Annotated in this window: 25 protein-coding genes and 1 tRNA gene; 16 read left to right on the top strand and 10 right to left on the bottom strand. The window is 48.7% G+C overall.

Going from position 1 to position 24,596, the window contains the following annotated elements; genetic code table 11:
- Nucleotides 1-12 precede the first annotated feature (12 nt).
- From NSB25_RS02535 to thiI, 3 genes are all read left to right on the top strand, one after another.
- Nucleotides 13-762 (top strand): 16S rRNA (uracil(1498)-N(3))-methyltransferase, encoded by a 750-nt coding sequence (locus tag NSB25_RS02535; protein ID WP_103237852.1) that lies wholly within the window; start codon nucleotides 13-15, stop codon nucleotides 760-762.
- Between the two features lie 183 nt (nucleotides 763-945).
- Entirely contained in the window at nucleotides 946-2,115 is a 1,170-nt protein-coding gene (locus NSB25_RS02530) for a cysteine desulfurase family protein (protein ID WP_103237853.1), read from the top strand.
- Between the two features lie 55 nt (nucleotides 2,116-2,170).
- Nucleotides 2,171-3,349 (top strand): tRNA uracil 4-sulfurtransferase ThiI, encoded by a 1,179-nt coding sequence (gene thiI / locus NSB25_RS02525; RefSeq protein WP_103237854.1) that lies wholly within the window; start codon nucleotides 2,171-2,173, stop codon nucleotides 3,347-3,349.
- Nucleotides 3,350-3,399: 50 nt separating this feature from the next.
- Here the strand turns inward: thiI and NSB25_RS02520 are convergent, their stop codons facing one another.
- Nucleotides 3,400-3,633: an HPr family phosphocarrier protein gene (locus NSB25_RS02520; protein ID WP_103237855.1), complete on the bottom strand. Its 234-nt coding sequence runs from the start codon at nucleotides 3,631-3,633 to the stop codon at nucleotides 3,400-3,402.
- Nucleotides 3,634-3,737: 104 nt separating this feature from the next.
- Here NSB25_RS02520 and mtaB point away from each other — a divergent pair, with 104 nt between their 5' ends.
- The 9 genes from mtaB (at nucleotide 3,738) to NSB25_RS02475 (ending at nucleotide 10,758) form a co-directional block, all read left to right on the top strand.
- Entirely contained in the window at nucleotides 3,738-5,084 is a 1,347-nt protein-coding gene (gene mtaB / locus NSB25_RS02515; protein ID WP_103237856.1) for a tRNA (N(6)-L-threonylcarbamoyladenosine(37)-C(2))-methylthiotransferase MtaB, read from the top strand.
- Between the two features lie 131 nt (nucleotides 5,085-5,215).
- Nucleotides 5,216-5,479, top strand: coding sequence for an IreB family regulatory phosphoprotein (locus tag NSB25_RS02510; protein WP_103237857.1), 264 nt, complete (start codon nucleotides 5,216-5,218; stop codon nucleotides 5,477-5,479).
- A gap of 37 nt (nucleotides 5,480-5,516) precedes the next feature.
- Nucleotides 5,517-5,963 carry a Holliday junction resolvase RuvX gene (gene ruvX, locus NSB25_RS02505; RefSeq protein WP_103237858.1) on the top strand — a complete coding sequence of 149 codons (447 nt, stop codon included), beginning with the start codon at nucleotides 5,517-5,519 and terminating at the stop codon, nucleotides 5,961-5,963.
- A gap of 42 nt (nucleotides 5,964-6,005) precedes the next feature.
- Complete coding sequence (locus tag NSB25_RS02500; protein WP_242982264.1) at nucleotides 6,006-6,311, top strand: DUF1292 domain-containing protein; 306 nt, start codon at nucleotides 6,006-6,008, stop codon at nucleotides 6,309-6,311.
- Nucleotides 6,312-6,406: 95 nt separating this feature from the next.
- A complete protein-coding gene (locus NSB25_RS02495) occupies nucleotides 6,407-6,574 on the top strand; it encodes a helix-turn-helix domain-containing protein (RefSeq protein WP_172454925.1) in 168 nt (55 codons plus the stop codon).
- A 53-nt stretch (nucleotides 6,575-6,627) separates the two neighbouring features.
- Nucleotides 6,628-8,301 carry a ribonuclease J gene (locus tag NSB25_RS02490; protein WP_103237859.1) on the top strand — a complete coding sequence of 558 codons (1,674 nt, stop codon included), beginning with the start codon at nucleotides 6,628-6,630 and terminating at the stop codon, nucleotides 8,299-8,301.
- An 84-nt stretch (nucleotides 8,302-8,385) separates the two neighbouring features.
- Nucleotides 8,386-8,781, top strand: a complete 396-nt coding sequence (locus NSB25_RS02485; RefSeq protein WP_146039951.1) for an endolytic transglycosylase MltG — start codon at nucleotides 8,386-8,388, stop codon at nucleotides 8,779-8,781.
- Entirely contained in the window at nucleotides 8,778-9,470 is a 693-nt protein-coding gene (locus NSB25_RS02480; RefSeq protein ID WP_103237861.1) for an O-methyltransferase, read from the top strand. The genes NSB25_RS02485 and NSB25_RS02480 overlap by 4 nt, the downstream gene beginning before the upstream one ends.
- Before the next feature lie 37 nt (nucleotides 9,471-9,507).
- Nucleotides 9,508-10,758, top strand: coding sequence for a peptidase U32 family protein (locus tag NSB25_RS02475; RefSeq protein ID WP_330405992.1), 1,251 nt, complete (start codon nucleotides 9,508-9,510; stop codon nucleotides 10,756-10,758).
- Nucleotides 10,759-10,824: 66 nt separating this feature from the next.
- Here the strand turns inward: NSB25_RS02475 and NSB25_RS02470 are convergent, their stop codons facing one another.
- From NSB25_RS02470 to NSB25_RS02450, 5 genes are all read right to left on the bottom strand, one after another.
- Nucleotides 10,825-12,525 carry a hypothetical protein gene (locus NSB25_RS02470; protein ID WP_103237862.1) on the bottom strand — a complete coding sequence of 567 codons (1,701 nt, stop codon included), beginning with the start codon at nucleotides 12,523-12,525 and terminating at the stop codon, nucleotides 10,825-10,827.
- Nucleotides 12,515-13,465, bottom strand: coding sequence for a glycosyltransferase family 2 protein (locus NSB25_RS02465; protein ID WP_103237863.1), 951 nt, complete (start codon nucleotides 13,463-13,465; stop codon nucleotides 12,515-12,517). Before NSB25_RS02465 ends, NSB25_RS02470 begins: the two co-directional genes overlap by 11 nt.
- A complete protein-coding gene (locus tag NSB25_RS02460) occupies nucleotides 13,462-13,875 on the bottom strand; it encodes a sugar 3,4-ketoisomerase (RefSeq protein WP_103237864.1) in 414 nt (137 codons plus the stop codon). The genes NSB25_RS02465 and NSB25_RS02460 overlap by 4 nt, the downstream gene beginning before the upstream one ends.
- Before the next feature lie 9 nt (nucleotides 13,876-13,884).
- Nucleotides 13,885-14,979 (bottom strand): DegT/DnrJ/EryC1/StrS family aminotransferase, encoded by a 1,095-nt coding sequence (locus NSB25_RS02455; protein WP_103237865.1) that lies wholly within the window; start codon nucleotides 14,977-14,979, stop codon nucleotides 13,885-13,887.
- A gap of 119 nt (nucleotides 14,980-15,098) precedes the next feature.
- A complete protein-coding gene (locus tag NSB25_RS02450; RefSeq protein WP_172454926.1) occupies nucleotides 15,099-15,527 on the bottom strand; it encodes a GtrA family protein in 429 nt (142 codons plus the stop codon).
- Between the two features lie 425 nt (nucleotides 15,528-15,952).
- Between NSB25_RS02450 and NSB25_RS02445 the strand changes: the two genes are divergently transcribed.
- On the top strand, nucleotides 15,953-18,064 hold the full coding sequence (locus NSB25_RS02445) for a glutamine synthetase III family protein (RefSeq protein ID WP_103237868.1): 2,112 nt from the start codon (nucleotides 15,953-15,955) through the stop codon (nucleotides 18,062-18,064).
- A gap of 231 nt (nucleotides 18,065-18,295) precedes the next feature.
- Nucleotides 18,296-18,367 (top strand) — tRNA-Gln (locus tag NSB25_RS02440).
- Nucleotides 18,368-18,722: 355 nt separating this feature from the next.
- Here the strand turns inward: NSB25_RS02440 and NSB25_RS02435 are convergent.
- Complete coding sequence (locus NSB25_RS02435; RefSeq protein WP_103237869.1) at nucleotides 18,723-18,905, bottom strand: helix-turn-helix domain-containing protein; 183 nt, start codon at nucleotides 18,903-18,905, stop codon at nucleotides 18,723-18,725.
- A 608-nt stretch (nucleotides 18,906-19,513) separates the two neighbouring features.
- Between NSB25_RS02435 and NSB25_RS02430 the strand changes: the two genes are divergently transcribed.
- Together NSB25_RS02430 and NSB25_RS02425 are read left to right on the top strand one after the other, a co-directional pair.
- The gene (locus tag NSB25_RS02430) at nucleotides 19,514-19,690 is read left to right on the top strand and encodes a hypothetical protein (protein ID WP_172454927.1); all 177 of its coding nucleotides are present in this window, start codon (nucleotides 19,514-19,516) and stop codon (nucleotides 19,688-19,690) included.
- Entirely contained in the window at nucleotides 19,683-20,300 is a 618-nt protein-coding gene (locus NSB25_RS02425; RefSeq protein WP_103237871.1) for a Fic/DOC family protein, read from the top strand. The genes NSB25_RS02430 and NSB25_RS02425 overlap by 8 nt, the downstream gene beginning before the upstream one ends.
- A gap of 247 nt (nucleotides 20,301-20,547) precedes the next feature.
- On the opposite strand, the gene NSB25_RS02420 is transcribed toward NSB25_RS02425, so the two are convergent.
- The 3 genes from NSB25_RS02420 to NSB25_RS02410 all read right to left on the bottom strand — a co-directional run bounded on the left by NSB25_RS02420 (nucleotide 20,548) and on the right by NSB25_RS02410 (nucleotide 24,549).
- A complete protein-coding gene (locus NSB25_RS02420; protein WP_103237872.1) occupies nucleotides 20,548-22,251 on the bottom strand; it encodes an ABC transporter permease in 1,704 nt (567 codons plus the stop codon).
- Between the two features lie 13 nt (nucleotides 22,252-22,264).
- On the bottom strand, nucleotides 22,265-23,278 hold the full coding sequence (locus tag NSB25_RS02415) for an ABC transporter ATP-binding protein (RefSeq protein ID WP_103237873.1): 1,014 nt from the start codon (nucleotides 23,276-23,278) through the stop codon (nucleotides 22,265-22,267).
- 119 nt (nucleotides 23,279-23,397) lie between these two features.
- A complete protein-coding gene (locus tag NSB25_RS02410) occupies nucleotides 23,398-24,549 on the bottom strand; it encodes an extracellular solute-binding protein (RefSeq protein ID WP_103237874.1) in 1,152 nt (383 codons plus the stop codon).
- Nucleotides 24,550-24,596 lie beyond the last annotated feature (47 nt).

The following is a 24,596-nucleotide window of genomic DNA, read 5'->3' as shown; positions in this document are numbered from 1 at the left end:
GAGGAGGTCGGAATGCATCACTTTTTCGTATCACCAGAGCAGATCAATGTGAGTGACAGAAGTGTCATAATATTGGGAGCGGATGTAAATCATATCAAAAACGTCCTCCGTATGCGCACAGGAGAAGAATTTTCTGTCAGCAACGGACAGGACAGCAGAGAGTATCGCTGTGCGGTGCTGACCCTGGAGGAGGACAGGATACTTGGCGAGCTTCGGTTTATCAGGGAGGATAAGGTGGAGCTGCCGGCCAGGATTCACCTGTTTCAGGGGCTTCCCAAAGCGGACAAGATGGAATTGATCATACAGAAGGCGGTGGAGCTGGGCGTCTTCCGCATTGTTCCCGTGGCGGCAAGCCGCTGCATTGTAAAGCTTGATCATAAGAAGGCGACGGCCAGAACTGCGCGCTGGCAGGGGATTGCGGAGGCGGCGGCAAAGCAGAGCAGGCGCGGACTGGTGCCGGAGGTGACAGAAGTGTCAGACTTTGGACGGGCTGTTGAAATGGCATCGGAGATGGACGTGAGACTGATTCCCTATGAGCTGGCGCAGGATATATCCAAAACCAGAAGACTGCTTGAAGAGATAAAGCCGGAACAGGATGTGGCGGTTTTCATCGGGCCGGAGGGCGGTTTCGCGGAGGAGGAGATTGCTTTGGCGCTTGAGAACGGGCTGGAACCGATTACGCTGGGGAAACGCATTCTGAGAACGGAGACCGCGGGAATGACAGTGCTTTCCTGGCTGATGTATGTACTTGAGATGCGGTAGGGGGGCAGCGCGGCTTTGGGAAGAGGCGCATTTGCTGCCTGAAAGCAGCGGACAGTACACCAGGCAGGGACGGGGACAGCACTCTGTGCATATGATATTACATGATTGTATCACCCGGTCTGTGATTCAGGGAAATCCACCGGCCGGAAGACTACAGCTGATTATGATAGAGGAGTGAGAACCATGGAAGTATATTTGGACAATTCCGCCACTACCAGGGTATTTCCGGAGGTGGCCGAATTGATGGTAAAAATCATGTGTGAAGATTACGGTAACCCTTCCAGTCTGCATCTGAAGGGTGTTCAGGCAGAACAATATCTCCGGCAGGCAAAGGGAAGCTTTTCCAGGCTGCTGAAGGTGAACGAGAAGGAAATCTTCTTCACTTCGGGCGGTACGGAATCGGATAATATGGCTCTTACGGGATGCGCTCTTGCCAATCGGAGACGGGGGAATCATCTGATAACCACTGCGATTGAGCATCCGGCCGTTTTAAATACCATGCGTTATCTGGAATCCATGGGCTACAGAGTGACTTATCTGCCGGTGGATGCCTGTGGCAGAATCGTACTGGATGATCTGCAGCGGGCCATGACGCCGGATACCATTCTGGTGTCCATTATGCATACCAACAATGAAATCGGGTCGCTGCAGCCCATTGCAGAGGCAGGGGCGCTGATCAAAAGGATAAATCCCAATACGCTTTTTCATGTGGATGCAGTACAGGGATTCGGAAAGGCGAAAATCTATCCGAAGAAGATGGGGATTGACCTGCTGTCCGCCAGCGGACATAAGATTCACGGACCAAAGGGTGTGGGTCTTCTGTATATCGGAGAAAAGGTGAAGATTCAGCCTATTATTTACGGCGGAGGGCAGCAGATGAACCTTCGTTCCGGCACGGACAATGTGTCGGGGATTGCCGGCTTTACGAAAGCGGCGGAGCTTCTGTACGAGCATTATGACGACGATGTGAAGCGGCTGTATCAGTGCAAGCATTATTTCATGGACGGACTCAGGAAGATGGATGGTATAAAGATAAACGGCCTGCTTCCGGACCGGCCGGACGGCGGAGGGACGGCTCCGCATATTGTCAGCGCGTCCGTGAGCGGTGTCCGCAGCGAGGTATTGCTGCATGCGCTTGAAGAGGAAGGGATCTATGTGTCTGCAGGGAGCGCCTGTGCCGCCCGCAAGCCACAGCCCTCTGTGACGCTGAAGGCCATCGGCATTGAAAAGCCTCTGCTGGAGTCCACAATCAGGTTCAGTTTCTCTGTATATACCACGCCGGAAGAATTGGACTATACATTACGGGTAATCTATGGTAAAATTCCTATGCTGAGAAAATACACCCGCAGATAGCGGCGGGAAGTTAAAATCCGGTATCCAGCCGGATCTTAACGGGAAAGGATGATTTATGTTTACCGCTTTTTTGATAAAATATGCCGAAATCGGTATAAAGGGAAAAAATCGTCACCTGTTTGAAGACGCGCTGATGCATCAGATGAAATATGCCCTGAAAAAATGCGAGGGAAAATTTCTGATTCATAAGTCCCAGGGCCGGATATATGTGGATTGTCAGGGAGAATTTGACTATGACGAGACGGTGGATTGTCTCAAAAATGTATTCGGCATCTCCGGCATTTGCCCTGTGATATACGTTGAGGATGAAGGATTTGAAAAGTTATGTGACACGGTTGTCAGGTATATTGCCGATGTCTATCCGGATAGAAACAGGACTTTCAAGGTGCATGCAAGGCGTGCCCGCAAGGATTATCCGAAGGAGTCCATGGAAATCAATGCGGATCTGGGAGAAGCGATTTTAAATGCCTATCCGGAGATGTCAGTGGATGTCCATGAGCCGGACATTTTGCTGTGTGTCGAGATTCGGGAGAAAATTTATCTGTATTCGGAGATCATTCCAGGTCCCGGAGGGATGCCGGTGGGTACGGGAGGCAAGGCTATGCTGCTTCTGTCCGGCGGCATTGATTCGCCGGTGGCTGGATATATGATAGCGAAGAGAGGCGTGAAAATAGACGCGGTATATTTTCATGCCCCTCCTTACACCAGTGAACGCGCGAAGCAGAAAGTAGTGGATTTGGCCAGAATTGTGTCGAGATATGCGGGACCGATCTGGCTTCATGTAATCAATTTCACGGATATTCAATTGTATATTCATGAGAAGTGTCCGCACGAGGAGCTGACCATTATCATGCGTCGCTATATGATGAGGATTGCGGAACACATTGCCGGGGAGACAGGCTGTCTGGGTCTGATTACAGGGGAAAGCATCGGACAGGTAGCTTCCCAGACGCTGAATTCACTCATTGCCACCAACGAGGTATGCGAACTGCCGGTATATCGTCCTCTGATCGGATTTGACAAGCAGGAAATTGTAGAGGCGGCTCAGAAGATCGGTACTTTTGAGACTTCCATTCTGCCTTATGAGGACTGCTGTACCATATTTGTGGCAAAACATCCGGTGACAAAACCCAACGTCAATATTATACGGCGCCATGAGCACAATCTGGATGACGGGATTGAAGAACTGGTGAAAACCGCGCTGGAGACGAAGGAACTGATTGTTGTGGAATAAAAAAGACATCGCGGATAAGCGATGTCTTTCCCGTTCTAATTTTTGGGGATTTACCCTACTATGTAGGGTTTTAAAAACTCCAGTACTTCGTCGGCGCCCTCTTCTGTATGAATATTCAGATCAATCGGTTTGGACAGGTCCAGACTGAAGATGCCCATAATGGATTTTGCATCCACGACATATCTGCCGGATACCAGGTCAAAATCGTAATCAAATTTGGAAATGTCGTTAACGAAAGATTTTACTTTGTCGATAGAGTTTAAAAAAATCTGTACTGTCTTCATTGGGTTTACCTCCTTATAAATTACTTATACCTTCCGTCTACATATTAATGGCTGAGCAGGCAAAAGTCAAGGCGAAAACAGTACAAAAATAGTGGGGAACAGGAATGAAAAATGTGGCATTGTATAACCTGGGCTGTAAGGTAAATTCTTATGAAACAGACGGAATGCGGCAAATGCTGGAAGAAAAGGGATATCGCATTGTGCCATTTGACAGGCAGGCCGATATCTATATTGTAAATACATGTACCGTTACCAATATTGCAGACAGAAAAAGCAGGCAGATTCTTCACAGAGCAAAGCAGCTGAACCCGGACGCCGTTGTGGTGGCGGTTGGATGTTATGTACAGACAGGCCGGGAAGCGGTGGAAAAGGACGAAAGCATTGATCTGGCCATCGGAAATAACCACAAAAAAGATATTGTGGAGATTCTGGAGACTTTTCTGGCGGACAGGCAGGATAAAACACTGCAGGGCAGAACGGTTCCGGAGATAGGCAATATTCGGGAGTATGAGGAAATGCAGCTGCGCAGGACTTCGGAACATACCAGAGCCTACATTAAGGTTCAGGACGGCTGCAATCAGTTTTGCTCCTACTGTGCAATTCCTTATGCGAGAGGAAGGGTGCGGAGCCGCCGGGCGGAGGATGTTCTCCGGGAAGTGCGGGGAATGACGGAGGCCGGTTATCGGGAGGTAGTGCTTACGGGTATTCATCTCAGTTCTTATGGAATTGATTTTGAGGGCGACGCCGGCTATAACGGCAGCAGCTGTCTGCTGGACCTGACAGAGAAGCTTCACGAGATTCCGGGGGTGGAACGAATTCGGCTGGGCTCTCTGGAACCCAGAATCATCACATCGGAAACGGCGGAGAGAATGGCGGCCATGCCGAAGCTCTGCCCGCATTTTCATCTGTCGCTTCAAAGCGGATGCGATAATACCTTAAAACGGATGAATAGACATTATACTGCAGGGGAATACTATAACAGTGTGGAAATCCTGCGCAGGTATTTTGCGAATCCCGCTGTCACAACCGATGTCATTACCGGCTTTCCGGGGGAGACAGAGGAAGAATTTCGACAGACCAGGGAATTCCTGGAGAAAGTATGCTTTTATGAGATACATGTATTCAAGTATTCCCGGCGGGCGGGAACTGCCGCGGCGATCATGCCGAACCAGGTTCCGGAGCAGGTGAAAGTATCCCGAAGTAAGGAATTGCTGGAACTGACGGCAAGGCAGTCGGTGCAGTTCCGCAGTGGATACATAGGGCGGGATGCAGAGGTACTTCTGGAAGAAGAAAGGGAGATAGACGGACGTGTTTATCTTGTGGGACATACAAAGGATTATGTAAAGGCAGCCGTGGATATAACGGAGAAGACCTCTTCCGCTCTGCCGGTACTCAACACTGTGGTGAAAATACCTGTGAAAAAATTTCTGACAGATGAAATTCTGGTATAAAATTTAACCTTTGCCGCGACACTTGAATTTTCCAAATGAATGAGGTATATTGTAAAGTAGCATAATAACTGTCTGCCGCCGGCCGGGGGAATTGCCGGCAGCAGACGCTTTGGGCAACATGGAGGACGGGTATGCAGGATTTGGGGAATACACAATACTTCAAGGTAGATTCGGAGCCGGTAATCGAGGCAAGGACGGTACTGGCTGCTGTGTATGAAGCATTGACGGAAAAGGGTTACAATCCGGTGAATCAGATTGTAGGATACATTATGAGCGGCGATCCCACCTATATTACCAGCCACAGGAACGCAAGAAGCCTGATTATGAGAGTAGAGCGGGACGAACTGGTGGAGGAGCTGCTGACAGAGTACATTCATGCCAACAAATGGGAATAGCTGTTGGAGAACAGAGAGGGGACAAAGGGAGGACTCTATGCGGATTATGGGTCTTGATTTTGGTTCCAAAACGGTGGGTGTGGCTGTCAGCGACAGCCTGCTTATAACGGCACAGGGTCTGGAAATCATCCGCCGTGCGGAAGAGAATAAGCTGCGCAGGACACTTGCGCGGATTGAAGAACTGATTGAGGAATACGAAGTAGAAGAAATCGTTTTGGGTCTTCCGAAGCATATGAATGCGTCGGAGGGGATTCGTGCGGAGCTGACACAGGAATTCAAGGAAAAGCTGGAGCGGAGAACCGGTCTGCCTGTTGTCTTATGGGACGAGCGTCTGACTACCGTTGCCGCCGACAGACTTATGATAGAAGCGGGGATTCGCAGGGAGAACCGAAAGGAATATGTGGATAAAATAGCAGCGGCCATGATCCTGCAGGGATATCTGGACAGACGCAGCATGCAGGAAGCTCAGAGGTCTCAGGAGTGAGGCACAGGAACGCGGATAACCGGGGAAGGCGGCAGTCTGTATATGAGAACAGTCAGGGCAAACCCGGGAAACGGAGAGCAGAATATGACAAAGACAGAAAAGATTACATTCAGTCTCGAAGGGGAAGAAGAGCAGAGTTTTTATGTGCTGGAGCAGACCAGAATCGGTGGAGCGAATTATATTCTGGTTGCTGACTGCGAGGATGGAGACGGAGAGGCGATGATTCTGAAGGATCTGTCTGCGGACGGAGAGACAGAAGGGGTTTATATGCCTGTGGAGGATGAAGAGGAACTTGCCGCGGTGGCAGGTGTATTTGAGAGTATGTTGGATGATGTTGAATTTTCGTGACGGTTCGGTGAGCGTTCTGAGCTGCTTCGAATAATTGGATTGCGTGAAATATTATTGGCAGGGGAACTGCAGCTGATTGACAAAAATTAATTCTGATGATGGTTTTGCAGGCCGGGGAGACGGGGAATGCTCTGGAAGGCGGACTTAAGTACCGTCATCATCATTTAATTTGTATCAGATGCGACAGGGCGATTTCTGTTCAGGATGATCTGCCGGAGGGGCTGGAAGGGAAATTGTCGTTGCTGCCGGATTCTGTGTTGTGAATCATGAGGTCAGACTTCCCCTGGCTGTTATGTAGAATATGGAGGAGATTTGATTGAAGAAAAAAGAGAATAAGGTTGGCTCCGGGCTGAAGGTTATCCCTTTGGGAGGGCTGGAGCAGATTGGGATGAACATTACTGCCTTCGAGTACGAGGACAGTATTGTTGTGGTAGACTGCGGACTTTCGTTTCCGGCGGATGATATGCTGGGAATAGACCTTGTAATTCCGGATGTGACCTATTTGAAGGACAATATTGACAAGGTGAAGGGGTTCGTGATTACGCATGGACATGAAGATCATATCGGTGCACTTCCCTATGTGCTTCGGGAGATAAATGCGCCGGTCTATGCCACAAGACTTACCATGGGTATTATTGAGAACAAGTTGAAAGAACATGAGCTGACGAAGGGAACCAAGAGGAAGGTTGTGAAATTTGGACAGTCTATTAACCTTGGGCAGTTTCGTGTGGAATTTATCAAGACCAATCACAGTATAGTGGATGCGGCGGCACTGGCGATTTACTCGCCGGCGGGCATTGTGGTACACACAGGTGACTTTAAGGTTGATTATACTCCCGTGTTCGGAGATGCCATTGACCTGCAGCGCTTTGCGGAACTGGGGAAAAAGGGTGTGCTGGCGCTCATGTGTGATTCCACCAATGCCGAGAGAACTGGATTTACACCTTCGGAGAGAACAGTGGGTGCGACTTTCGACACCCTGTTCGAGGAGCATAAAAATACAAGAATTTTCGTGGCGACTTTCGCTTCCAATGTGGACCGCGTTCAGCAGATTATCAATTCTGCGTATAAATTTGGACGCAAGGTATGCGTGGAAGGCCGGAGCATGGTCAACATCATAGAGACGGCCAGAAACCTGGAGTGTATCAGCATTCCGGAGAACACGCTGATTGAAATTGAGCAGATGAAGGACTACCCCAGGGAGAAGCAGGTGATCATTACCACGGGCAGCCAGGGGGAAAGTATGGCGGCGCTGAGCAGAATGGCCGGCGGCATGCACCGGAAGATTACCATTGGTGCGGGAGATACGGTTATCTTTTCCTCCAATCCCATTCCGGGAAATGAGAAATCTGTCACGAAGATTATCAATGAGCTTATCAGGAAAGGGGCGGATGTCATCTTTCAGGATGCACATGTGTCGGGACATGCCTGTCAGGAGGAAATCAAGCTGATTTACTCGCTGATTCATCCCCAGTATGCCGTTCCCGTGCATGGAGAAATCAAACATCTGAAAGCGCAGGCGAAGATTGCCCAGAGTCTCGGAATAGAGAAGGACAATATATTTATTCTGTCCTCCGGCGACGTGCTGGAGCTGCGGAAAGAGAGCGCCGGGGTAACCGGGAGAGTTCCGGTAGGTGCGATTCTGGTTGACGGACTTGGTGTGGGCGACGTTGGAAATGTAGTGCTTCGTGACCGGCAGCATCTGGCGGAGGACGGCATTATGGTGGTGGTTATGAGTCTGGACAGAGTGGAAGGCCGGCTGGTAGCCGGGCCCGACATTGTATCAAGAGGCTTTGTATATGTGCGGGAGTCCGACGAGCTGATAGAGGAAGCCCGACAGACGGTGGATGAGGCGCTTCAGCGGTGCCTGGACAGAGGAATTACGGACTGGGGCAAGCTGAAGAATACTACAAAGGATACACTCAGTGATTATGTCTGGAAGAAGACAAAGAGACGTCCTATGATATTGCCGATTATTATGGAAGTCTGAGGAAAGTGATGTCACTGTTCAGCGCCCTGTCTGAACTGCTGCGAAGGAAATGAAGATAGCATATGTAAAAGAATGGAGGCGCATATGAAAGCATTAAATATAGTGGGAGCCGTGGCGGGGGCAATTTTCAGATTAGTGGCCGCCGTGGCGGTGGTGTATGTGATTTACCGGGGAGTCGGAATCTGCTATGATTACGGGTACCGTATTTTTACCGAAGAACCCGTGACTACAGCAGGGGAAGGAAGAACGGTAACGGTGTCCGTCACCGAGGAGATGAATCCCATGGAGATAGGAGAGCTTTTTGAGAGCCGGGGATTGATACGGGATGCGAAGTTGTTTGTCCTGCAGTACTATCTTTCGGAATATACCAAAGAAGTGGGACCGGGTACTTTTGAATTAAGCACGACCATGACTGTGGAAGAAATGATGCAGGCCATGGTGGTGGAAAAAGAAGAGGACACGGAAGAGGAAGAAGAATGATTATCGACGAAAGGCTGACCTCCTATATAGATTCGCTGGACAGGGGCAATACGCCTTTCCTGGATGAGATAGAAAAATATGCGCTGGCCCGTCAGATACCGGTGGTGCGCAAATCCATGCAGAGTCTGCTGAAATTTCTGCTGGCGGTCGGGAATCCGGAGAGCATTCTGGAGATAGGCACCGCCATCGGCTTTTCTGCTTTGCTCATGAGTGAGTATGGGCCGGAGAAAAGTCATATTACCACCATAGAGAAGGACGGGAACCGCATTGCCCTTGCCCGGGAGAATTTCAGAAGGGCGGGAAAGGAAGAGAAAATTACGCTGTTGGAGGGGGACGCTGCAGAGATTTTACAGAATCTGGAGGGTCCTTATCCTATGGTTTTCATGGATGCTGCAAAAGGACAGTATATTCATTTTCTGCCGGACATTCTGCGTCTGATGAGTCCGGGGAGCCTGCTGGTGTCAGACAATGTGCTGCAGGATGGGGATGTCATACAGTCCCGATTTGCAGTGACCAGGAGAAACCGGACCATTCATGCCAGAATGCGGGAGTATCTGTATGAATTGAAGCATCGGCCTGAACTGGAAACGGTGGTGCTGCCGGTGGGAGACGGGGTGGCGCTGAGTGTGATGAGAAGCTGTTCGGATCTGCGGGACAATGAGCGCCAGAGTGAAGAACCGTGCTGCTGATTCGAGGCAGAAGACAGACAGGAATGAGGAAATGTCTATGACAAGAAGAAAGAAACCGGAGCTGCTGATTCCTGCGGGCAGTCTGGAGGTGCTGAAAACAGCGGTGATTTTCGGAGCGGACGCTGTATATATCGGAGGAGAAGCCTTCGGGCTGCGGGCGAAAGCGAAAAATTTCTCGCCGGCGGAAATGGCGGAGGGAATTGCTTTTGCACATGCGGCGGGGGTAAAGGTGTATGTGACAGCCAATATTCTCGCACATAACGAGGATCTGGGAGAAGCAGCAGCTTATTTTGAAGAACTGCGGGACATGAAGCCGGAACCCTGCGATGCGCTGATCATATCCGACCCGGGGCTGTTTGCAATTGCCAGGGAAGTGTGGCCGCAGGCGGAGATTCACATTTCCACACAGGCCAACAATACCAATTATGGAACTTACCTGTTCTGGTGGAAGCAGGGGGCAAAGAGGGTGGTATCCGCCAGAGAACTGTCACTGGCAGAAATCCGTTTTATCCGGGAACATATTCCCGGGGAAATGGAGATAGAGAGCTTTGTGCAGGGTTCTATGTGCATTTCCTATTCCGGGCGCTGCCTGCTGAGCAATTATTTCACGGGCAGGGATGCCAATCATGGAGAGTGCACACATCCCTGTCGCTGGAAATATGCGGTGGTGGAGGAGACCAGACCCGGAGAATATATGCCCGTGTATGAGAACGAGAGAGGAACATACATTTTTAATTCCAAAGATTTATGTATGATTGAACATATTCCGGAACTTGTGGAGGCGGGGATTGACAGTCTGAAGGTGGAAGGGCGCATGAAGAATGCACTGTACGTGGCAACCATGGCCCGCACTTACCGCAGAGCCATTGACGACTTCTTCGCATCTGAAGAAATGTACCGCAGCAATGGGGAATGGTACAGAGCTGAGATAGCGAAGTGTACCTACCGTCAGTATACCACAGGCTTTTATTTCGGAAAAACGGATGAGAACACACAGATATATGACAATAGTACCTATGTAAACGAGTATATCTACCTTGGGATTGTAGAAGAATTTTCTGCGGAGACAGGTATGGTACGTATTGAGCAGCGGAATAAATTCTCTGTGGGAGACGAGATCGAGATTATGAAACCGGATGGCCGAAATGCTGCGGTGAAGGTGGAGGCAATGTCTGACGAAAACGGAGCCCCCATGGAAAGCTGCCCTCATGCCAGACAGACGGTATGGGTGAAGCTTTCGCAGCCGGCTGTGCAGTATGAGGTGCTGCGGATGCAGAAGGCCGGATGAGAATTACCAGGTGCAGATTCTGTGGACTGTAAAATGAGGGATAACCGCCAGCGGAACGGTTATCCCTCATTTTCGGTATATTCGTATATATTTGCCGTCATTTACCTGCGTGTATCCGAACTCGTCTTCAATATACCGCATCATCCAGTTCCCGGGATCGGTCATTAACTCTCCGTACCAACAGTCCACAATGATCACGTTGGGGAACTTCTCCGGATACAGCGTCCAGTATTCCGGAAGCCTTTCATCGTATGCTGTGGGATTGACAATGGAAAAATGGGAAATCTCCACGTCTTTAAATAGGTACTGGATAGTACCCAGACTGCTTAACTGATCTACCATAATCAACACGGAATCTCCATCCTGAAGGTAGGTCTGCCAGTCTTCCCAGTCACTGTTGTAAATGTAGGCGGCTATATAATTGGATATAATTCCGGCCGCCGGTCCTTCCCTGAAAATGCCGCCGCTTTGCAGCACATGTTCATTGCCTGCACCGCCCCGCAGGGTATAGCCCTTTCCGAAGACTGCGGTAAAGGCCCATGCAGTCAGCATGACCAGAAGCCACCCGGAGGGCTTTCGCGTCTCCTTCTGTTCCAGAGTAAGAATCAGCAGAACAGTACCGTATATGGCGGCGGGCATGGCATGGGGAATGGATTCCATCAGGTTCAGGTCTGTCAGATAGGCTACCGCCAGAAGAGACAGAATCGCTCCTGTTGTGGCGTGCAGGAATAATGGGATATTTTCTGCTTTGGAAGCAGCTTCTTTCTGTATTTTCCGTGCCTTTGCCCGGGCAATTAAGCCTGCTGCGGCAGCTGTCGCCAGATGAATGTGCATGGGAGGATATCCAACCTTCAGAACACCCCAGTAGAATAACACTATTCCGCAGGCAGCCATGAGCGTCAGACAGTACGTTTTCGCGGCATCAGGCTTTTTATGAATGGAAAATACCAGCGCAAAGAGACGGCAGCCTGCCCACAGGACAGAAAGGCGAAGGATGTCCCGCAGCCAGGACAAAAGCTTTTCACGCAAACTGAGAGAGTGGGTAATGTCTCCGCTCAGAATATGTGAAAGTGTGTTCACCAGCTCCTTCGGGTCGGTATAGGTGAAAAGTATTCCCAGATAGCCTGCTCCGCAAAGTGTACAGACAAGCGTGAAGATACCCATATCCCGCCATTTTTCTCTGCCGGAAAAGCGGAACAGAGACAGCAGCAGAAAGGGAAAAAGGATCACACAGGAGGGATAGGAAAGCACGTTCAGCGCAAAGGCCAGCGCGGCCAGCACCAGGTATCTTACTTTTCTGCCATCTGTGTAATAGCGTATCAGGAACAGGGAAAGCAGAGTATAAAACCATACCTGCATAATGCCGAATTCCGGCAGTATAATCAGCTTGGGAATGGTATTAAAATAGATGAAAGCCAGAAGGCGGGCGTATTCCTTTCGCACGAAGGCTTTCAAAACCATGTACAGGTACAAGCTGATAAACAGGTGAAAAAATGTACCCCAGACTCTCAGGTACAATACAACTCCCGTGGTTCCCAATAGCTTAAGATACGGTTTCATCAACAGGCTGCACAAAAAAGCAGAAGACTGGTGGGGCTCCCACATATCCAGAAACAGCCTGTCACCTCTGGCATTGCGATATGCCATGACAACCTGATATTCCTCATCAAGGCCGAGGCCGAAAAACAGCATTTTCAGAGCGGCCAATATGGTCAGAATGATTAACAGTATATTCAGGATATTTAAAAGACGGGTTTTATTTCTCATCTTGCTTTTCTGCGGCGCTTTCCTCCAGGATTTCGTCTACAATATAGGGAGGGCGTGTTCTGGCGGCATCCAGAGTACGCCAGATATATTCTCCCAGGATTCCCAGCATCAACATAATGACGCCGGAAGAGCACAAAACAACACACATCAGAGAGGCCCAGCCCACAATGGGCGTATTGTGGGTAATTTTCTCTATCAGAACGCCGATGAGCAGAATGACTGCCAGTATATTAAATGCAACCCCCAGTCCGGACATAAGCCGCAGCGGAAAGTAAGAAAAGCTCATCACGGAATCCATCACAAGCTTGACTTTTTTGGAGAGGGTCCAGCGTGACTTTCCGATTTCTCTGTCCTGACGGACAAAATAGATCATGTCGGTGCGGAAGCCGGCCCAGAGCACCTGCAGAGTCAGAGAAGAATTTTTCTCATCCAGACGTTCCAGAACCTCGATGACCTTTCTGTCTACCAGATAACAGTCACAACCGCCCACAGGCATGTTTTTGTTGACAATTTTCCGAATGATAGCATAGTACATATTGGCGAAAAATACCTTTACCGGATTTTCCTTTCTTTCCTTCCGGACGGCCAGGACCACCTTATTGCCCCGCTTCCAACTTTCATACATTTCCAATATAATGCCGGAATCTTCCTGAAGATCAGCCTGCTTGGTGACGGCACAGTCTCCGGTACAGACTGAGAGCCCTGCCAGCAATGCGGCATGTTCGCCGAAATTGCGGGACAGCTTCACCAGCTTCACATGAGGATCACGGTCTCTGAGAGAATTCATTACCTGCCAGGAATTATCGCCGGAACCATCATCCACGAATACAAGTTCATATTCTTCCAGCTTTCCCAGGATTTTCTCCTTCATATCTTCATATAAAAGTTCCAGGGTATCCGCATTGTAATATACGGGAACAACGATTGATATTTTGCTCATTTTCTCACCATTTTCAAATACTCTTCGTAATCTCTCACATATTCTTCCGGGTCGTAATGCTCGTTGGAAAGGACTAACAGTACAGAATCCGCAGAAAATTCATACATTTCCTTCCATACATTGCTCTTGAGATAAAGCCCCATACGGGGTCTGTTCAGCTCGATAATACGGGTCTCATGACCATTGTCCACTTTTACTTTGCTGGTGCCGGATACGTTGATCATCACGAATTCCGATCTCAGGTTGGCGTGGCAGCCGCGGATAACTTCTGTGTCGGAGCCATAGATATAGAAAATTCTCTGTATATCAAAGGGAATGGCGATGCCGCCTTCCACCACCACCAGATTGCCTCTCTCATCACCCAAATCCGGGAAATCCAGTATCTGAATCTGCTCATCTAAATTTGCCATCGTTCTCTCCTATGTAAAAGCATTGATACAATCTATAGTATAGCGCTGTTCTTCCTCACGCATATCTGTGTACAGAGGAATGGACAGCACCGTGTCCGCGTACTCTTCGGTGATCGGAAAATCTCCCTTCCTATGTCCCAGGGAACGGTAAGCTTCCGAGAGATGAGGTGGTATGGGATAGTGGATGATGGTACCGATTCCTTTGCCATTCAGATAGTCTGTCAGTTCCTGTCTCCGATGAGAGCGGATGACATACTGATGCCATACAGGACAGGTGTCTCTGCGTGTGGCCGGAAGGAGAATGTTCTCCTGATGAAGCTGCCGGCTGTATACTTCCGCCAGCTGTCGGCGTTCTTCCGTGATTTCCTCCATATGAGCCAGCCGCACGTTGAGAAGTCCGGCCTGCAGCTCGTCCAGCCTGGAGTTGGCTCCCACCACTTTATTGTAATAACGCTTTTCGCTGCCGTAATTCCGGAACACGCGGGCATCTTCCGCCAGTCCGGCATCGTTGGTCACCAGTGCGCCGGCATCGCCGAAAGCGCCCAGATTTTTGGATGGATAAAAGGAAAAGCAACCGGCATCGCCGAAAGTCCCTGTCATTTTTCCCTTATAGAGCGCACCGTGGGATTGGGCACAGTCTTCAATCAGCTTCAGATGATGCTTTTTACAGATGTGCATGATTTTATCCATATCAGCCACATGACCGTACAGATGCACCACCATTATCGCTTTGGTTTTCTCCGTAATCTTCTCCTCTATCTTGTCCGCATTAATCTGGTAATATTCATCCGGCTCCACAAATACGGGAGTGGCGCCGTTGATGGTAATACCCATGACGCTGGCGATGTAAGTATTGCCCTGGATAAGCACCTCGTCGCCGGGACCGATACCCAGAAGCTTTACGGCAATCCACAGGGCATCCAGGCCGCTGGCCAGGCCCACACAGCATTTGGAACCGGTATAGGCGGCAAAATTTTCTTCGAAAGAAGCCACTTCCTTTCCCAGCACATACCATCCGGACCGCAGCACGGACAATGCTTTCTCCTCGAATTCCCTCTGATATTTCATAAAACCGTAGTCCATACGGTTAGGCATAATATTCATTGATAGCCTTACGATTCCTTCCTGTCAGTATTTGCAGGATTTCCCGCATTGCATAAAAAACCAGTATCAGTGTAACACAATGTCAGCGCTTCTTCAAGAAATATTGCCGTTTTTTTACATTACTGTTCTTCTCGCTTCTCCTGCTTCCTGTAAGCCCAGAATTTATTCAGAAGGAAATTCAGCGGGACCGTTACACAGAGATTGACAAAGGTGGCAATATAATGCGGGATGCCGAACAGCCTCTCCTGAATAAAGAGAAGAATCCCCATCAGAACCAGCTCTGTCAGCGCATAGGAGGCATAAACTTTTGCCAGGGCCCTGTACCAGGGCTGCCGCGCCCCTTCCTCCTGACGAAATACGAAACGGCTGTTAAGCAAATAAGAAATCAGAACGGTAATCAGGAAGGAAATCAGGTTGCTTATCTGCTCATGGAGATGCAGAATATAATAGCTTCCATTGGTGATCAAATAGGAGAGCACTGTGTTGATGACGCCTACGATACCAAATTTGATAAACTGAGTCAGAAGATTTTTAAATGTCCTGTTCAATGAAATACTCCTTTTTCACCCGGTTATTTTCTTGAGTTTAGCACATCCTGACCTGTTCGTCCATATGTTAATCAGTAACCTTTCGGCAGATCCGGAAAAGGCCTTTACCGGCGGCACTGTGTGCAATATGCTCACACCAGGTCTGGAAGGGACCTTTTTTCCGGGAAAAACGAGAAAATGGATTTCAGGTATTGCATTTTACCGGGAAATAGAGTATTTTAGAAAAAAAGTGCAGACTTCAGGCTGGTACTTCGATATAATTGCAATCAATGAACGAGGAGGTTCCATAGTAAGGTTTACTTTGGGACCTTTTTATGTGTTTGAACCCTGCAGGTCCGTGGGATAATGTCTGGATTCGGCAAAAGCCGGATGGTTTTGACTGTGTCGTAAGCCGTAATGTGAACAGTAAAGGAGAGGGAAAAAGGATGAGTGAAGTGTTAAACGTGGAAGAAATCTTTGGAAGTAAAGTATTTACTTTCGGAACCATGAAAGAGAGGCTGCCCAAAAATGTATACAAAGAAGTGCGGAGGGTAATGGACCAGGGAGGCGAGCTGTCGCTGGCAGCTGCGGAAGTAGTTGCAAAAGCCATGAAAGACTGGGCTGTGGAAAACGGTGCCACCCATTATACACACTGGTTCCAGCCGCTGACCGGCATTACGGCGGAAAAGCACGATGCCTTTGTGACGCATCCGGATGAGGACGGCAGGATGATCATGGAATTCTCCGGAAAAGAGCTGATTAAAGGGGAGCCGGATGCCTCTTCATTTCCGTCGGGAGGACTTCGGGCCACTTTTGAGGCAAGAGGCTACACTGCATGGGATATTACCTCCCCTGCCTTTCTGAAAGAAGACTCCACAGGTGTCACGCTGTGTATTCCCACGGCCTTCTGCTCATATACAGGAGAGGCGCTGGATAAGAAGACGCCGCTGCTGCGTTCCATGGAGGCAATCAGCCAGCAGGCGCTGCGCATTGTCCGGCTGTTCGGCAATACAGGAGCTGCGAAAGTGGTGGCCAGCGTGGGGCCGGAACAGGAATACTTTCTGGTGGACAGGGAGAAGTATCTGCAGCGGGAGGACCTGATTTTTACCGGAAGGACTTTGTTCGGTGCCCCTGCGCCCAAAGGACAGGAGCTGGAGGACCATTACTTTGGCACCATTCGGGAGCGGGTGGGAGCCTTTATGAAGGATGTAAATGTGGAACTGTGGAAGCTGGGAGTGACGGCCAGAACAGAGCACAACGAAGTGGCGCCTGCACAGCACGAGCTGGCGCCGGTGTATGAGACGGCCAATATTGCCGTGGACCATAATCAGCTGGTGATGGAGACCATGAAAAAAGTGGCAGGACGCCACGGCCTGACCTGTCTGCTTCATGAGAAGCCCTTTAAGGGAGTGAATGGTTCCGGTAAGCACAATAACTGGTCCCTGGGCACGGATAATGGCGTCAATATGCTGGACCCAGGAGAGACGCCCAATGAGAATATTCAGTTCCTGCTGGTGTTGGCCTGCATTATTAAGGCTGTGGATACTCACGCGGATCTGCTGCGCCAGAGTGCGGCTGATGTGGGAAATGATCACAGACTGGGAGCGAATGAGGCGCCGCCGGCCATTATCTCCGTATTCCTGGGAGAGCAGCTGGAGGATGTGGTAAAACAGCTGGTTGAGACAGGGGAAGCTGCTCACTGCCTGGAAGGGGGTAAGCTGGAAACAGGTGTCTCTACGCTGCCGGATCTGGAGAAAGATGCCACGGACCGTAACAGAACATCACCTTTTGCTTTTACGGGCAATAAGTTCGAATTTCGTATGGTGGGCAGTTCGGATTCTGTTGCAAGTCCCAATACCACACTGAATGCCATTGTGGCCGAAGCTTTCTGTGAGGCGGCGGACATTCTGGAGAAGGCGGACGATTTTGAGCTGGCTGTACATGACTTGATTAAAGAATACATGGGGAAACATCAGAGGATTATCTTCAACGGCGACGGCTATTCTGACGAGTGGGTGGCAGAGGCAGAGCGCCGCGGGCTGCCCAATATTAAGTCAATGGTTGAGGCTGCCAGTACGCTGACCACGGAAAAGTCGGTGCGGCTGTTCGAGAAATTCGGCATTTTTACGAAGGTTGAGCTGGAATCCAGAGAAGAAGTTATCTATGAGACCTACGCGAAGACCATTCATATCGAAGCCAACACCATGATAGATATGGCAGGCAAAAAATACATCCCAGCTGTAATGAAATATACAAAAATGCTGGCGGATACAGTAATTGCGGTGCGGCAGGCAGGTGCGGAGCCGGTGGTACAGGCAGAGCTGCTGACAGAGGTGAACAGGAAACTGACGGAGACAAAGGCGGCGTTGAACAGACTGCAGGCGGTTACGGTGCAGGCGGCCGGTATGGAAGACGCGAAGACACAGGCGTTTTTCTATAAAGATACCGTTGTGCAGGTGATGGAAGAACTGCGTGCTCCCATTGATGAGCTGGAGATGATTGTGGATAAGGATGTGTGGCCGGTGCCCGGTTACGGCGAGCTGACATTTGAAGTGTAAAGTTTGGTGAGATAAGCTTAAGAACGGGAGGCTGCCGCATGAAGGTAATGATTATTTGGTGCGGTAGCCATTTTAGACCTTTAAATGAGCCGGGATTTTGCAGAGGAAATATGCAGTAATAACACGACTGCAAAAATATTACTAAAAATTTGAATTAAGGTATTGCAAATTGGAAAGACTTCGTGTATAATACATCAAGTGGTGCAGGAAAAGCATCATTGAAAATGAGATAGGGCTATCGCCAAACGGTAAGGCAACGGACTCTGACTCCGTCATTTCAAGGTTCGAATCCTTGTAGCCCTGTTCTAAAGCCCCGGTGGAGAGATTCACCGGGGTTGATTTTTGCAGTAAAATCAAGGGTTTGCGGGCTTTGGGGCTGTGAATTATTCTGTGGGCATGAAAAATGCTGCCAGTATCATTTTACTGGTTTTTCGGTAAAAATCCTCCTTTTTGAGAATGGATAGGTCAATTCATAGGTCAATTTATACTGCCTGTCAAGGAAACTTGCAGTAACCTGCAATGAAAGACCGCCAGCCATATTATGCATGTCTGCGACGGGTTCGTAAATTCTGGCGGTCTTGAGTATAAAATGGCAGGGAGAGCCGGATGACAGCGGGATTCCTGATGTTTTTCAATAGTAGTTCCCTTAAATGGGCATTTATCTGTAAGGCAGACGGTTGATAAAGTCAACTATATCCTCTTTTTTGATTAGATACCGACCGTCAAGGACCAGGGCGCGCAACCGCCCGGATTGGATATGGTCTAATATCCGGTTCTTTCCCATGTGCAGCAATTCCTGTGCCTGTCTTCTTGTCAATAGATCCGGGTAGTCTTCTAACATTTCTTTTCGGTCTCCTTATGTATTTAGAAAATATTGGCCGTATTGGCCAGACTTGCCTTGACTGCAGAGGCCCTGAAGCATATGCCTGCCTCTATAAGTCTTATGGAAAGACGGTAGATGCTATAAAGGCAGAGGATGTTACAATATCCATTCTCCGGGAGGCAAAGCCGATAGAGCTTTTCCGCTATCTTGAAGGGCATGGGTGCAAGGTGACGAAAGCTTACGAGGGAATCTATTATGCTGAGGGAAAGACATGGTTTCCTACACAAATAGTCGTCACAGGAAAAATCCGGATTTTATTAGGCCCTGGATTTATTGGTTTTTCGTATCATAGCAGCCTGATTCAGACTGGAAGATATTATGGCTTCCTGGTCTGGACAGACTGCCATATTTTGATAATCCATATGTAATGGTTGGGATATATGCAAATTGACGTTGGCCTGCTGTAATCGGTTTTATCAAAAATTCAGGATAGATAGGTAGTAATAAAGGATAAAAAATGATATACTGAAAAAATAGAAAAGGAATTTTATAAAAAACAGCTATGGGGAAAGACGACCTTGATCTGCCTGCGGACAGCAGGGGGTATTTAGGAAGGGATGGTGTTTATGACAAATTCACAAGCATGGGACTACGCAATAGGAATGATTAAAGTAGATGGGCTGGAGCCCACGGAAGATTTTAAAAAGTATATTGAAAAAGAAAAAAGAGGAGAAGTTACTATGGAGGATGCAAAGCTTTTTCTGGATAAAAAGTACAAAATAAAGGAGCCTGCGGATGCGTGACCCATATCTATATGATGATATTCCCATCCTCAGAAATAAATTGGGGATTCGGAATCAAGTTCTGCTTGATAATGCAGAAGCGGATTATGTTGTTTACCGTTTAAAAGATTTGGCGTTGAACCCATTGAGCGGGGACTATCATACAGGGCATCTGCTGGGAATGCACGAATATATATTTGGAGATCTCTATGAATGGGCAGGCATACCCAGAACAATATCCATTTACAAGGAAGAGGACGTGCTGGGCGGACAATCAGTAGAGTATTCTGACCCTTTTGACATAGTAAATGATGTGCATCATACGCTTTCGGATATGAGAGCGAAAAAGTGGATAGACATGACACGGCAGCAGCAAGCACTTGAATTTTGTGATTCTCTGGCATGTCTGTGGAAAATACACCCTTTCAGGGAAGGGAATACCAGAACCACTATTACTTTTTGCTGTCAATTTGCAGACGAAATGGGTTTTCCCTTAGACCGAAAGCTTTTTGAGGAAAACAGCATGTATGTAAGGACAGCGCTCGTTGCATACAATGCATTTTTTGCTGACGGCACCGATTTTTCTAAAAAAGAATATCTCCGAAAAATAGTTTATGACGCACTTGGATAAAGGGCTTTATCGTGCCGTGGTATCCATTGTCAGGAAAGGGAAGTATGCAGTATACGGACAGGAATCATAATGTAGGTATTCCTGGCAAAAGGTACGGCTACGGAGAATAGCGGCATTGACCTGCTGAGTAGCCATCAGATGTTTTTGTTTTGGAACAGGCCGGAGAGAATCTGGCCCTGTTGAAAACAGGGATTGCCCTGCTTGAAAGACCCCGGTGGAGAGATTCACCGGGGTTGTTTTCTGTCTATTATTGCGTCTCCTTTTTTCTGGATCCGCGTCCGTATACTAAATACAGAATCACGCTGCTGATCGCCATCAGAAGTACGGAATAGACCAAATTCAGGGCCTGTGCATCTGCCTCCACGTTATTTGCGACATTATTGCGGATTACCACACCCAACGGCGCATACACAGGGTGATACATAAAGGCTGATATATCATAGTCCGATAGCTTTCCGTTGAAATTTATGGCAAACACTGCCAGGACTGCAGGCAATACACAGGGAATTACAATCTGCAGAAACGTCCGCAGTCCGGAGGCACCCAGATTCTTTGCCGCATCCTCTAAATTAGTGTCAAAGGAAGCAAATGCAGCTTTCAGCATTCGCAGTGTATACGGGATCATCACCACAATGTATGCTGCCAGCATGATAAACACGGTTCCCACAAGCGGTTGCCCAAACATGATTCCGTGCGGAAGGTCGTAGGTTATGATCATGCCCAGTGCGAACATAACAGGAGGAACGAACCAGGGAATATGAAGTAAATATTCCAAAAGTGCAGTAAGCCTGTTGCGATATCTCAGAATAAGCCTGATACAGACCATCACGATCAGGATTACTGCAAAGGCTGCCGCCGCAGAGTACACAAGACTGGTTACAAAAGGCTTGTAGGCCCTGGAATCTGTCAGCACACAGATATAATTTTTCAGGGTTAGTCTTTGGGGATCGAAGATTCCGTTTGTTATGCAGTATCTGTCCGTAAAGGAGAACAGAAGCACTGTCAGCAGGGGAAGCAGATAGATTACCGCCGTGGCGTACGCAAATATATGGACGATAACGTTTGCTGCGGGGTTTTTGAGCTTCTGTTTTCGAAGAGGCGTTTTTACTTTGGACACGGAGACATAATCACCTCTTTTTTCTATCTGTATGGATATGCACAGCAAAATAATCTCCGCAACACCCAACAACAGGGACAGTACGGCAGCGATATCCCTTGAGCCTGTCCGCGCTGAAAAAGTGAGGATCATTGGCCCTATGGTCTGGAAATCGGTGCCCCCCAGCATCGTAGGGGCGGAAACCGCCATCAGACCGGTCTGGAACAGCATGATGGTGCAGGTCAGCATCACAGGCCGCAACACCGGGAAGACGACTCTTCTCAGAATGTAAAAGCTTCCCGCCCCAAGATTTTTTGCTGCCTCCACGGTTTGATAATCTATGTTCAGCAACGCGTTTTTGAGAAAAACGAGATGGTTTGTCGTGCATGCAAAAGTCATGACGAACATCACTGCAAAATATCCCGAGAACCAATAGCGGTTTATCCCCGGGAAAAAGTTCAGCAGTATTTTCGTCAGAAAACCGTTGGCGCCGTACCCGAACAGGTATCCGTTAGCCAAAACCACTCCCCCGAACACCATGGGGATCTTGTAGACTATACGGAGGAACTTAGAGCCTGCCACTTCAAAATATTCCGTCACAAGTACCACAAAAATTCCTAATACATTGGAGGTAAGCATGATGGTAAAGGCTAAAAGGAAGCTGTTTTTCAGCCCTTTCACGGCCCTGGCAGAGGTAAAAATGCGCTCAAATGCCCGAAAGGAAAATTCACCGTCCGGGAAAAATGTGCGATGCACGATATTGATATTGGGGTAAATCAGAAAAGCGGCAATAAACCACGCCAAAAAGATACTGACCGATATAAGATATGCCGGATTGTTTTTTCTGTGCTTCATATGCGCTCCTCTCTTACGAATACTGGAGAATGTCCCTGGGATCAATGTATATCTTCAGCAGCTCCCCAGGCTTGTGAACGGAACAGCCGTTTTCTTTCACATATCCCCTGATAACCGATTCGCCCACGCAATAGGTATAGATAGAATGGGTCCCGTAAAATTCGCGTTCCAGTACCAGGGCCTCCAGCTCCACGGCCTCCGGGCACAGCCGCTGTGTCTCAACCCGCTCTCGCCTCACATAGCAGGCTGTGTTCGGATCGAACTTCCTGCCGTTGCTTTTCTCATTGAACAGCCTGATCAGATCCCCATTCAGTCTTGTGACGTCTCCGATAAAATTGCATACATACTCAGTCGCGGCTTTGTTGTAAAGCTCGTCCGGCGTTCCTACCTGTTCGATTTTGCCATTGTGAAATACAGCCACCCGATCTGACAGCGTCAGCGCCTCATCCTGATCATGTGTCACGTATACTGCTGTTATATTGAAATCTTTTTGCATTTTTTTCAGCTCAATCCGCAGCTGCTTTCTCAGCTTTGCATCTAAATTGGACAACGGCTCGTCCAACAGCAGTATCTCGGGATTATTCACCAACGCCCTGGCAATCGCCACTCGTTGCTGCTGTCCTCCGGAAAGCCTGGAAATATTTTTCTTAAGCTGATCCTGACTCAGTTCCACCACTTCGGCCACTCTGTCCACGGCGGTCCTGATGTCCGCCTTCTTCATTCTCTTTACTTTCAGGCCAAATGCAATGTTCTCATAGACCGTCATGCCGGGAAACAACGCATAATTCTGGAAAATCATGCCGATTCCCCTCTTTTCCACAGGCACGTTCACTATACTTTGACCATTTATTCTGATGTCTCCCCGGGAAGGCGCAAGAAACCCGGCGAGTGCTCTCAGCGTGGTTGTTTTTCCACATCCTGAAGCGCCTAAAAATGTAAAAAACTCCCCCGTATTAATCTCAAGATTCAGATGATCGATAACTGTCGTATTACCGTACCTGATCTGAACATCTTCAAATTGGATCATTTCTGTTCCCTTTCTTATCCTTCCCCTGCAGAAAACATCTTATGAAAGGAACTGCCGCAAGAACAGCAAGTTACCGCTTACTGTTCCGTACAGCAGCCCTTTTCGTCAGCCTTCTTCGCTTATGGGATTAATTCAAGCTCAATCTTCTCAAGCCACTCATCTAAATGTTCCGCCACAAAATCATAATCAATAACCTGTGGTTTCACTGAATCTGTGAGCGTTTTCAATTCGGCCATGTTCTCTCCGTTTCTTGCATCCACATTGGCGGGGTAAGTGGTTGATATCCGTTCCATGACCTCGGCACTGCCATAATGGTCCAAAAATTCCTTTGCCACATCATAATTCTTGGTGCCCTTTACAATGGCGACCATCTCCGTGGCGAAAGGGACACCGATCTCGGGAGTCGCCCAGGCAATATCTGTGTCATAATCCTTCTCTGCAACCAATACGCCCTTGCTGTAGTTCTGGCCTGCCCAGACATCCCCTTTTGTCAACAGCGCGAAGAAGTCGTCCCCTTCTTTCTGGATATAAGCATTCCCGTAATAAGCCGCCAGCGCATCCCAGCCTTCCGCAGAGATCCCCATTTCACCCGAATCATCACGATATCTGTTCAGGATTCCTGATAAGACAAGCTGAGTGGTACCGCCGGACGTGGAAGGATTCACGAAATATTTTCCCTGCCATTCGGGCACGGTCCACAGATCCATCCAGTCTGTGGGTACATTATCTCCTACGACTTCAGGGTTATACGCCAAAAGTACTGCCGAAATTCCAACACCGTAATAATAGTCGTCGGGATCCTTCAGCCCTTCATCCACCTTGTCATCCCACACGGGTACAAACTGTTCAAGGCAGTCCGCAGCTTTCAGCCTGGCCAATCCGATATGATTGCTGCCATACACGATGTCTGCCGTTGGATTATTCTTTTCCGCCATGACGCGATCTATCACGTCGCCGCCTCCGCCTAATCTCACAATAGTCACTTCGATGCCGATTTCCGCGCCTGCTTCCTCCATGGCCGTGGCTCCGGCCTCGTCGGTATTGGAATAAACAACCAGTTTCCTTTCTCCTGATGCCGCAGAATCCGGTGTCTGTTCTGAGGCTGCGGAGGATTCCGCCGCGGACGAACTTTCCGTTTCGGATATCTGCCTGTTCTCGTTGTTGCCTGTACTGTTCTGTTCACTGGTATCGCCGCATCCGGCCAGCATTGTTGCCGTCAGCGTTGCCGCTGCAATCCACACCCACATTTTCCTTAGAGTTCTGTTTTTCATGTTCTCCTCCTTTAATTATATTCGTAATCAGTTTTCTGTTACGATCT

The sequence above is a fragment of the Acetatifactor muris genome (genome assembly GCF_024623325.1).
GTDB lineage: Bacteria > Bacillota > Clostridia > Lachnospirales > Lachnospiraceae > Acetatifactor > Acetatifactor muris.
The sequence above is the reverse complement of the archived record's forward strand: the minus strand, read 5'-3'. Positions and strand labels throughout refer to the sequence as shown.

What these genes read in the sequence shown, in the direction of transcription:
- NSB25_RS02500 (WP_242982264.1), top strand. Translation starts at nt 6,006, where the DNA reads ATGAGAACAGTCAGGGCAAACCCGGGAAACGGAGAGCAGAATATGACA.
- NSB25_RS02445 (WP_103237868.1), top strand. Translation starts at nt 15,953, where the DNA reads ATGAGTGAAGTGTTAAACGTGGAAGAAATCTTTGGAAGTAAAGTATTT.
- NSB25_RS02530 (WP_103237853.1), top strand. Translation starts at nt 946, where the DNA reads ATGGAAGTATATTTGGACAATTCCGCCACTACCAGGGTATTTCCGGAG.
- NSB25_RS02415 (WP_103237873.1), bottom strand. Translation starts at nt 23,278, where the DNA reads ATGATCCAATTTGAAGATGTTCAGATCAGGTACGGTAATACGACAGTT.
- NSB25_RS02420 (WP_103237872.1), bottom strand. Translation starts at nt 22,251, where the DNA reads ATGAAGCACAGAAAAAACAATCCGGCATATCTTATATCGGTCAGTATC.
- NSB25_RS02520 (WP_103237855.1), bottom strand. Translation starts at nt 3,633, where the DNA reads ATGAAGACAGTACAGATTTTTTTAAACTCTATCGACAAAGTAAAATCT.
- mtaB (WP_103237856.1), top strand. Translation starts at nt 3,738, where the DNA reads ATGAAAAATGTGGCATTGTATAACCTGGGCTGTAAGGTAAATTCTTAT.
- NSB25_RS02425 (WP_103237871.1), top strand. Translation starts at nt 19,683, where the DNA reads ATGCGTGACCCATATCTATATGATGATATTCCCATCCTCAGAAATAAA.
- NSB25_RS02455 (WP_103237865.1), bottom strand. Translation starts at nt 14,979, where the DNA reads ATGAATATTATGCCTAACCGTATGGACTACGGTTTTATGAAATATCAG.
- thiI (WP_103237854.1), top strand. Translation starts at nt 2,171, where the DNA reads ATGTTTACCGCTTTTTTGATAAAATATGCCGAAATCGGTATAAAGGGA.
- NSB25_RS02535 (WP_103237852.1), top strand. Translation starts at nt 13, where the DNA reads ATGCATCACTTTTTCGTATCACCAGAGCAGATCAATGTGAGTGACAGA.
- NSB25_RS02460 (WP_103237864.1), bottom strand. Translation starts at nt 13,875, where the DNA reads ATGGCAAATTTAGATGAGCAGATTCAGATACTGGATTTCCCGGATTTG.
- NSB25_RS02430 (WP_172454927.1), top strand. Translation starts at nt 19,514, where the DNA reads ATGACAAATTCACAAGCATGGGACTACGCAATAGGAATGATTAAAGTA.
- NSB25_RS02435 (WP_103237869.1), bottom strand. Translation starts at nt 18,905, where the DNA reads ATGTTAGAAGACTACCCGGATCTATTGACAAGAAGACAGGCACAGGAA.
- NSB25_RS02510 (WP_103237857.1), top strand. Translation starts at nt 5,216, where the DNA reads ATGCAGGATTTGGGGAATACACAATACTTCAAGGTAGATTCGGAGCCG.
- ruvX (WP_103237858.1), top strand. Translation starts at nt 5,517, where the DNA reads ATGCGGATTATGGGTCTTGATTTTGGTTCCAAAACGGTGGGTGTGGCT.
- NSB25_RS02485 (WP_146039951.1), top strand. Translation starts at nt 8,386, where the DNA reads ATGAAAGCATTAAATATAGTGGGAGCCGTGGCGGGGGCAATTTTCAGA.
- NSB25_RS02480 (WP_103237861.1), top strand. Translation starts at nt 8,778, where the DNA reads ATGATTATCGACGAAAGGCTGACCTCCTATATAGATTCGCTGGACAGG.
- NSB25_RS02495 (WP_172454925.1), top strand. Translation starts at nt 6,407, where the DNA reads ATGATGGTTTTGCAGGCCGGGGAGACGGGGAATGCTCTGGAAGGCGGA.
- NSB25_RS02410 (WP_103237874.1), bottom strand. Translation starts at nt 24,549, where the DNA reads ATGAAAAACAGAACTCTAAGGAAAATGTGGGTGTGGATTGCAGCGGCA.
- NSB25_RS02475 (WP_330405992.1), top strand. Translation starts at nt 9,508, where the DNA reads ATGACAAGAAGAAAGAAACCGGAGCTGCTGATTCCTGCGGGCAGTCTG.
- NSB25_RS02465 (WP_103237863.1), bottom strand. Translation starts at nt 13,465, where the DNA reads ATGAGCAAAATATCAATCGTTGTTCCCGTATATTACAATGCGGATACC.
- NSB25_RS02470 (WP_103237862.1), bottom strand. Translation starts at nt 12,525, where the DNA reads ATGAGAAATAAAACCCGTCTTTTAAATATCCTGAATATACTGTTAATC.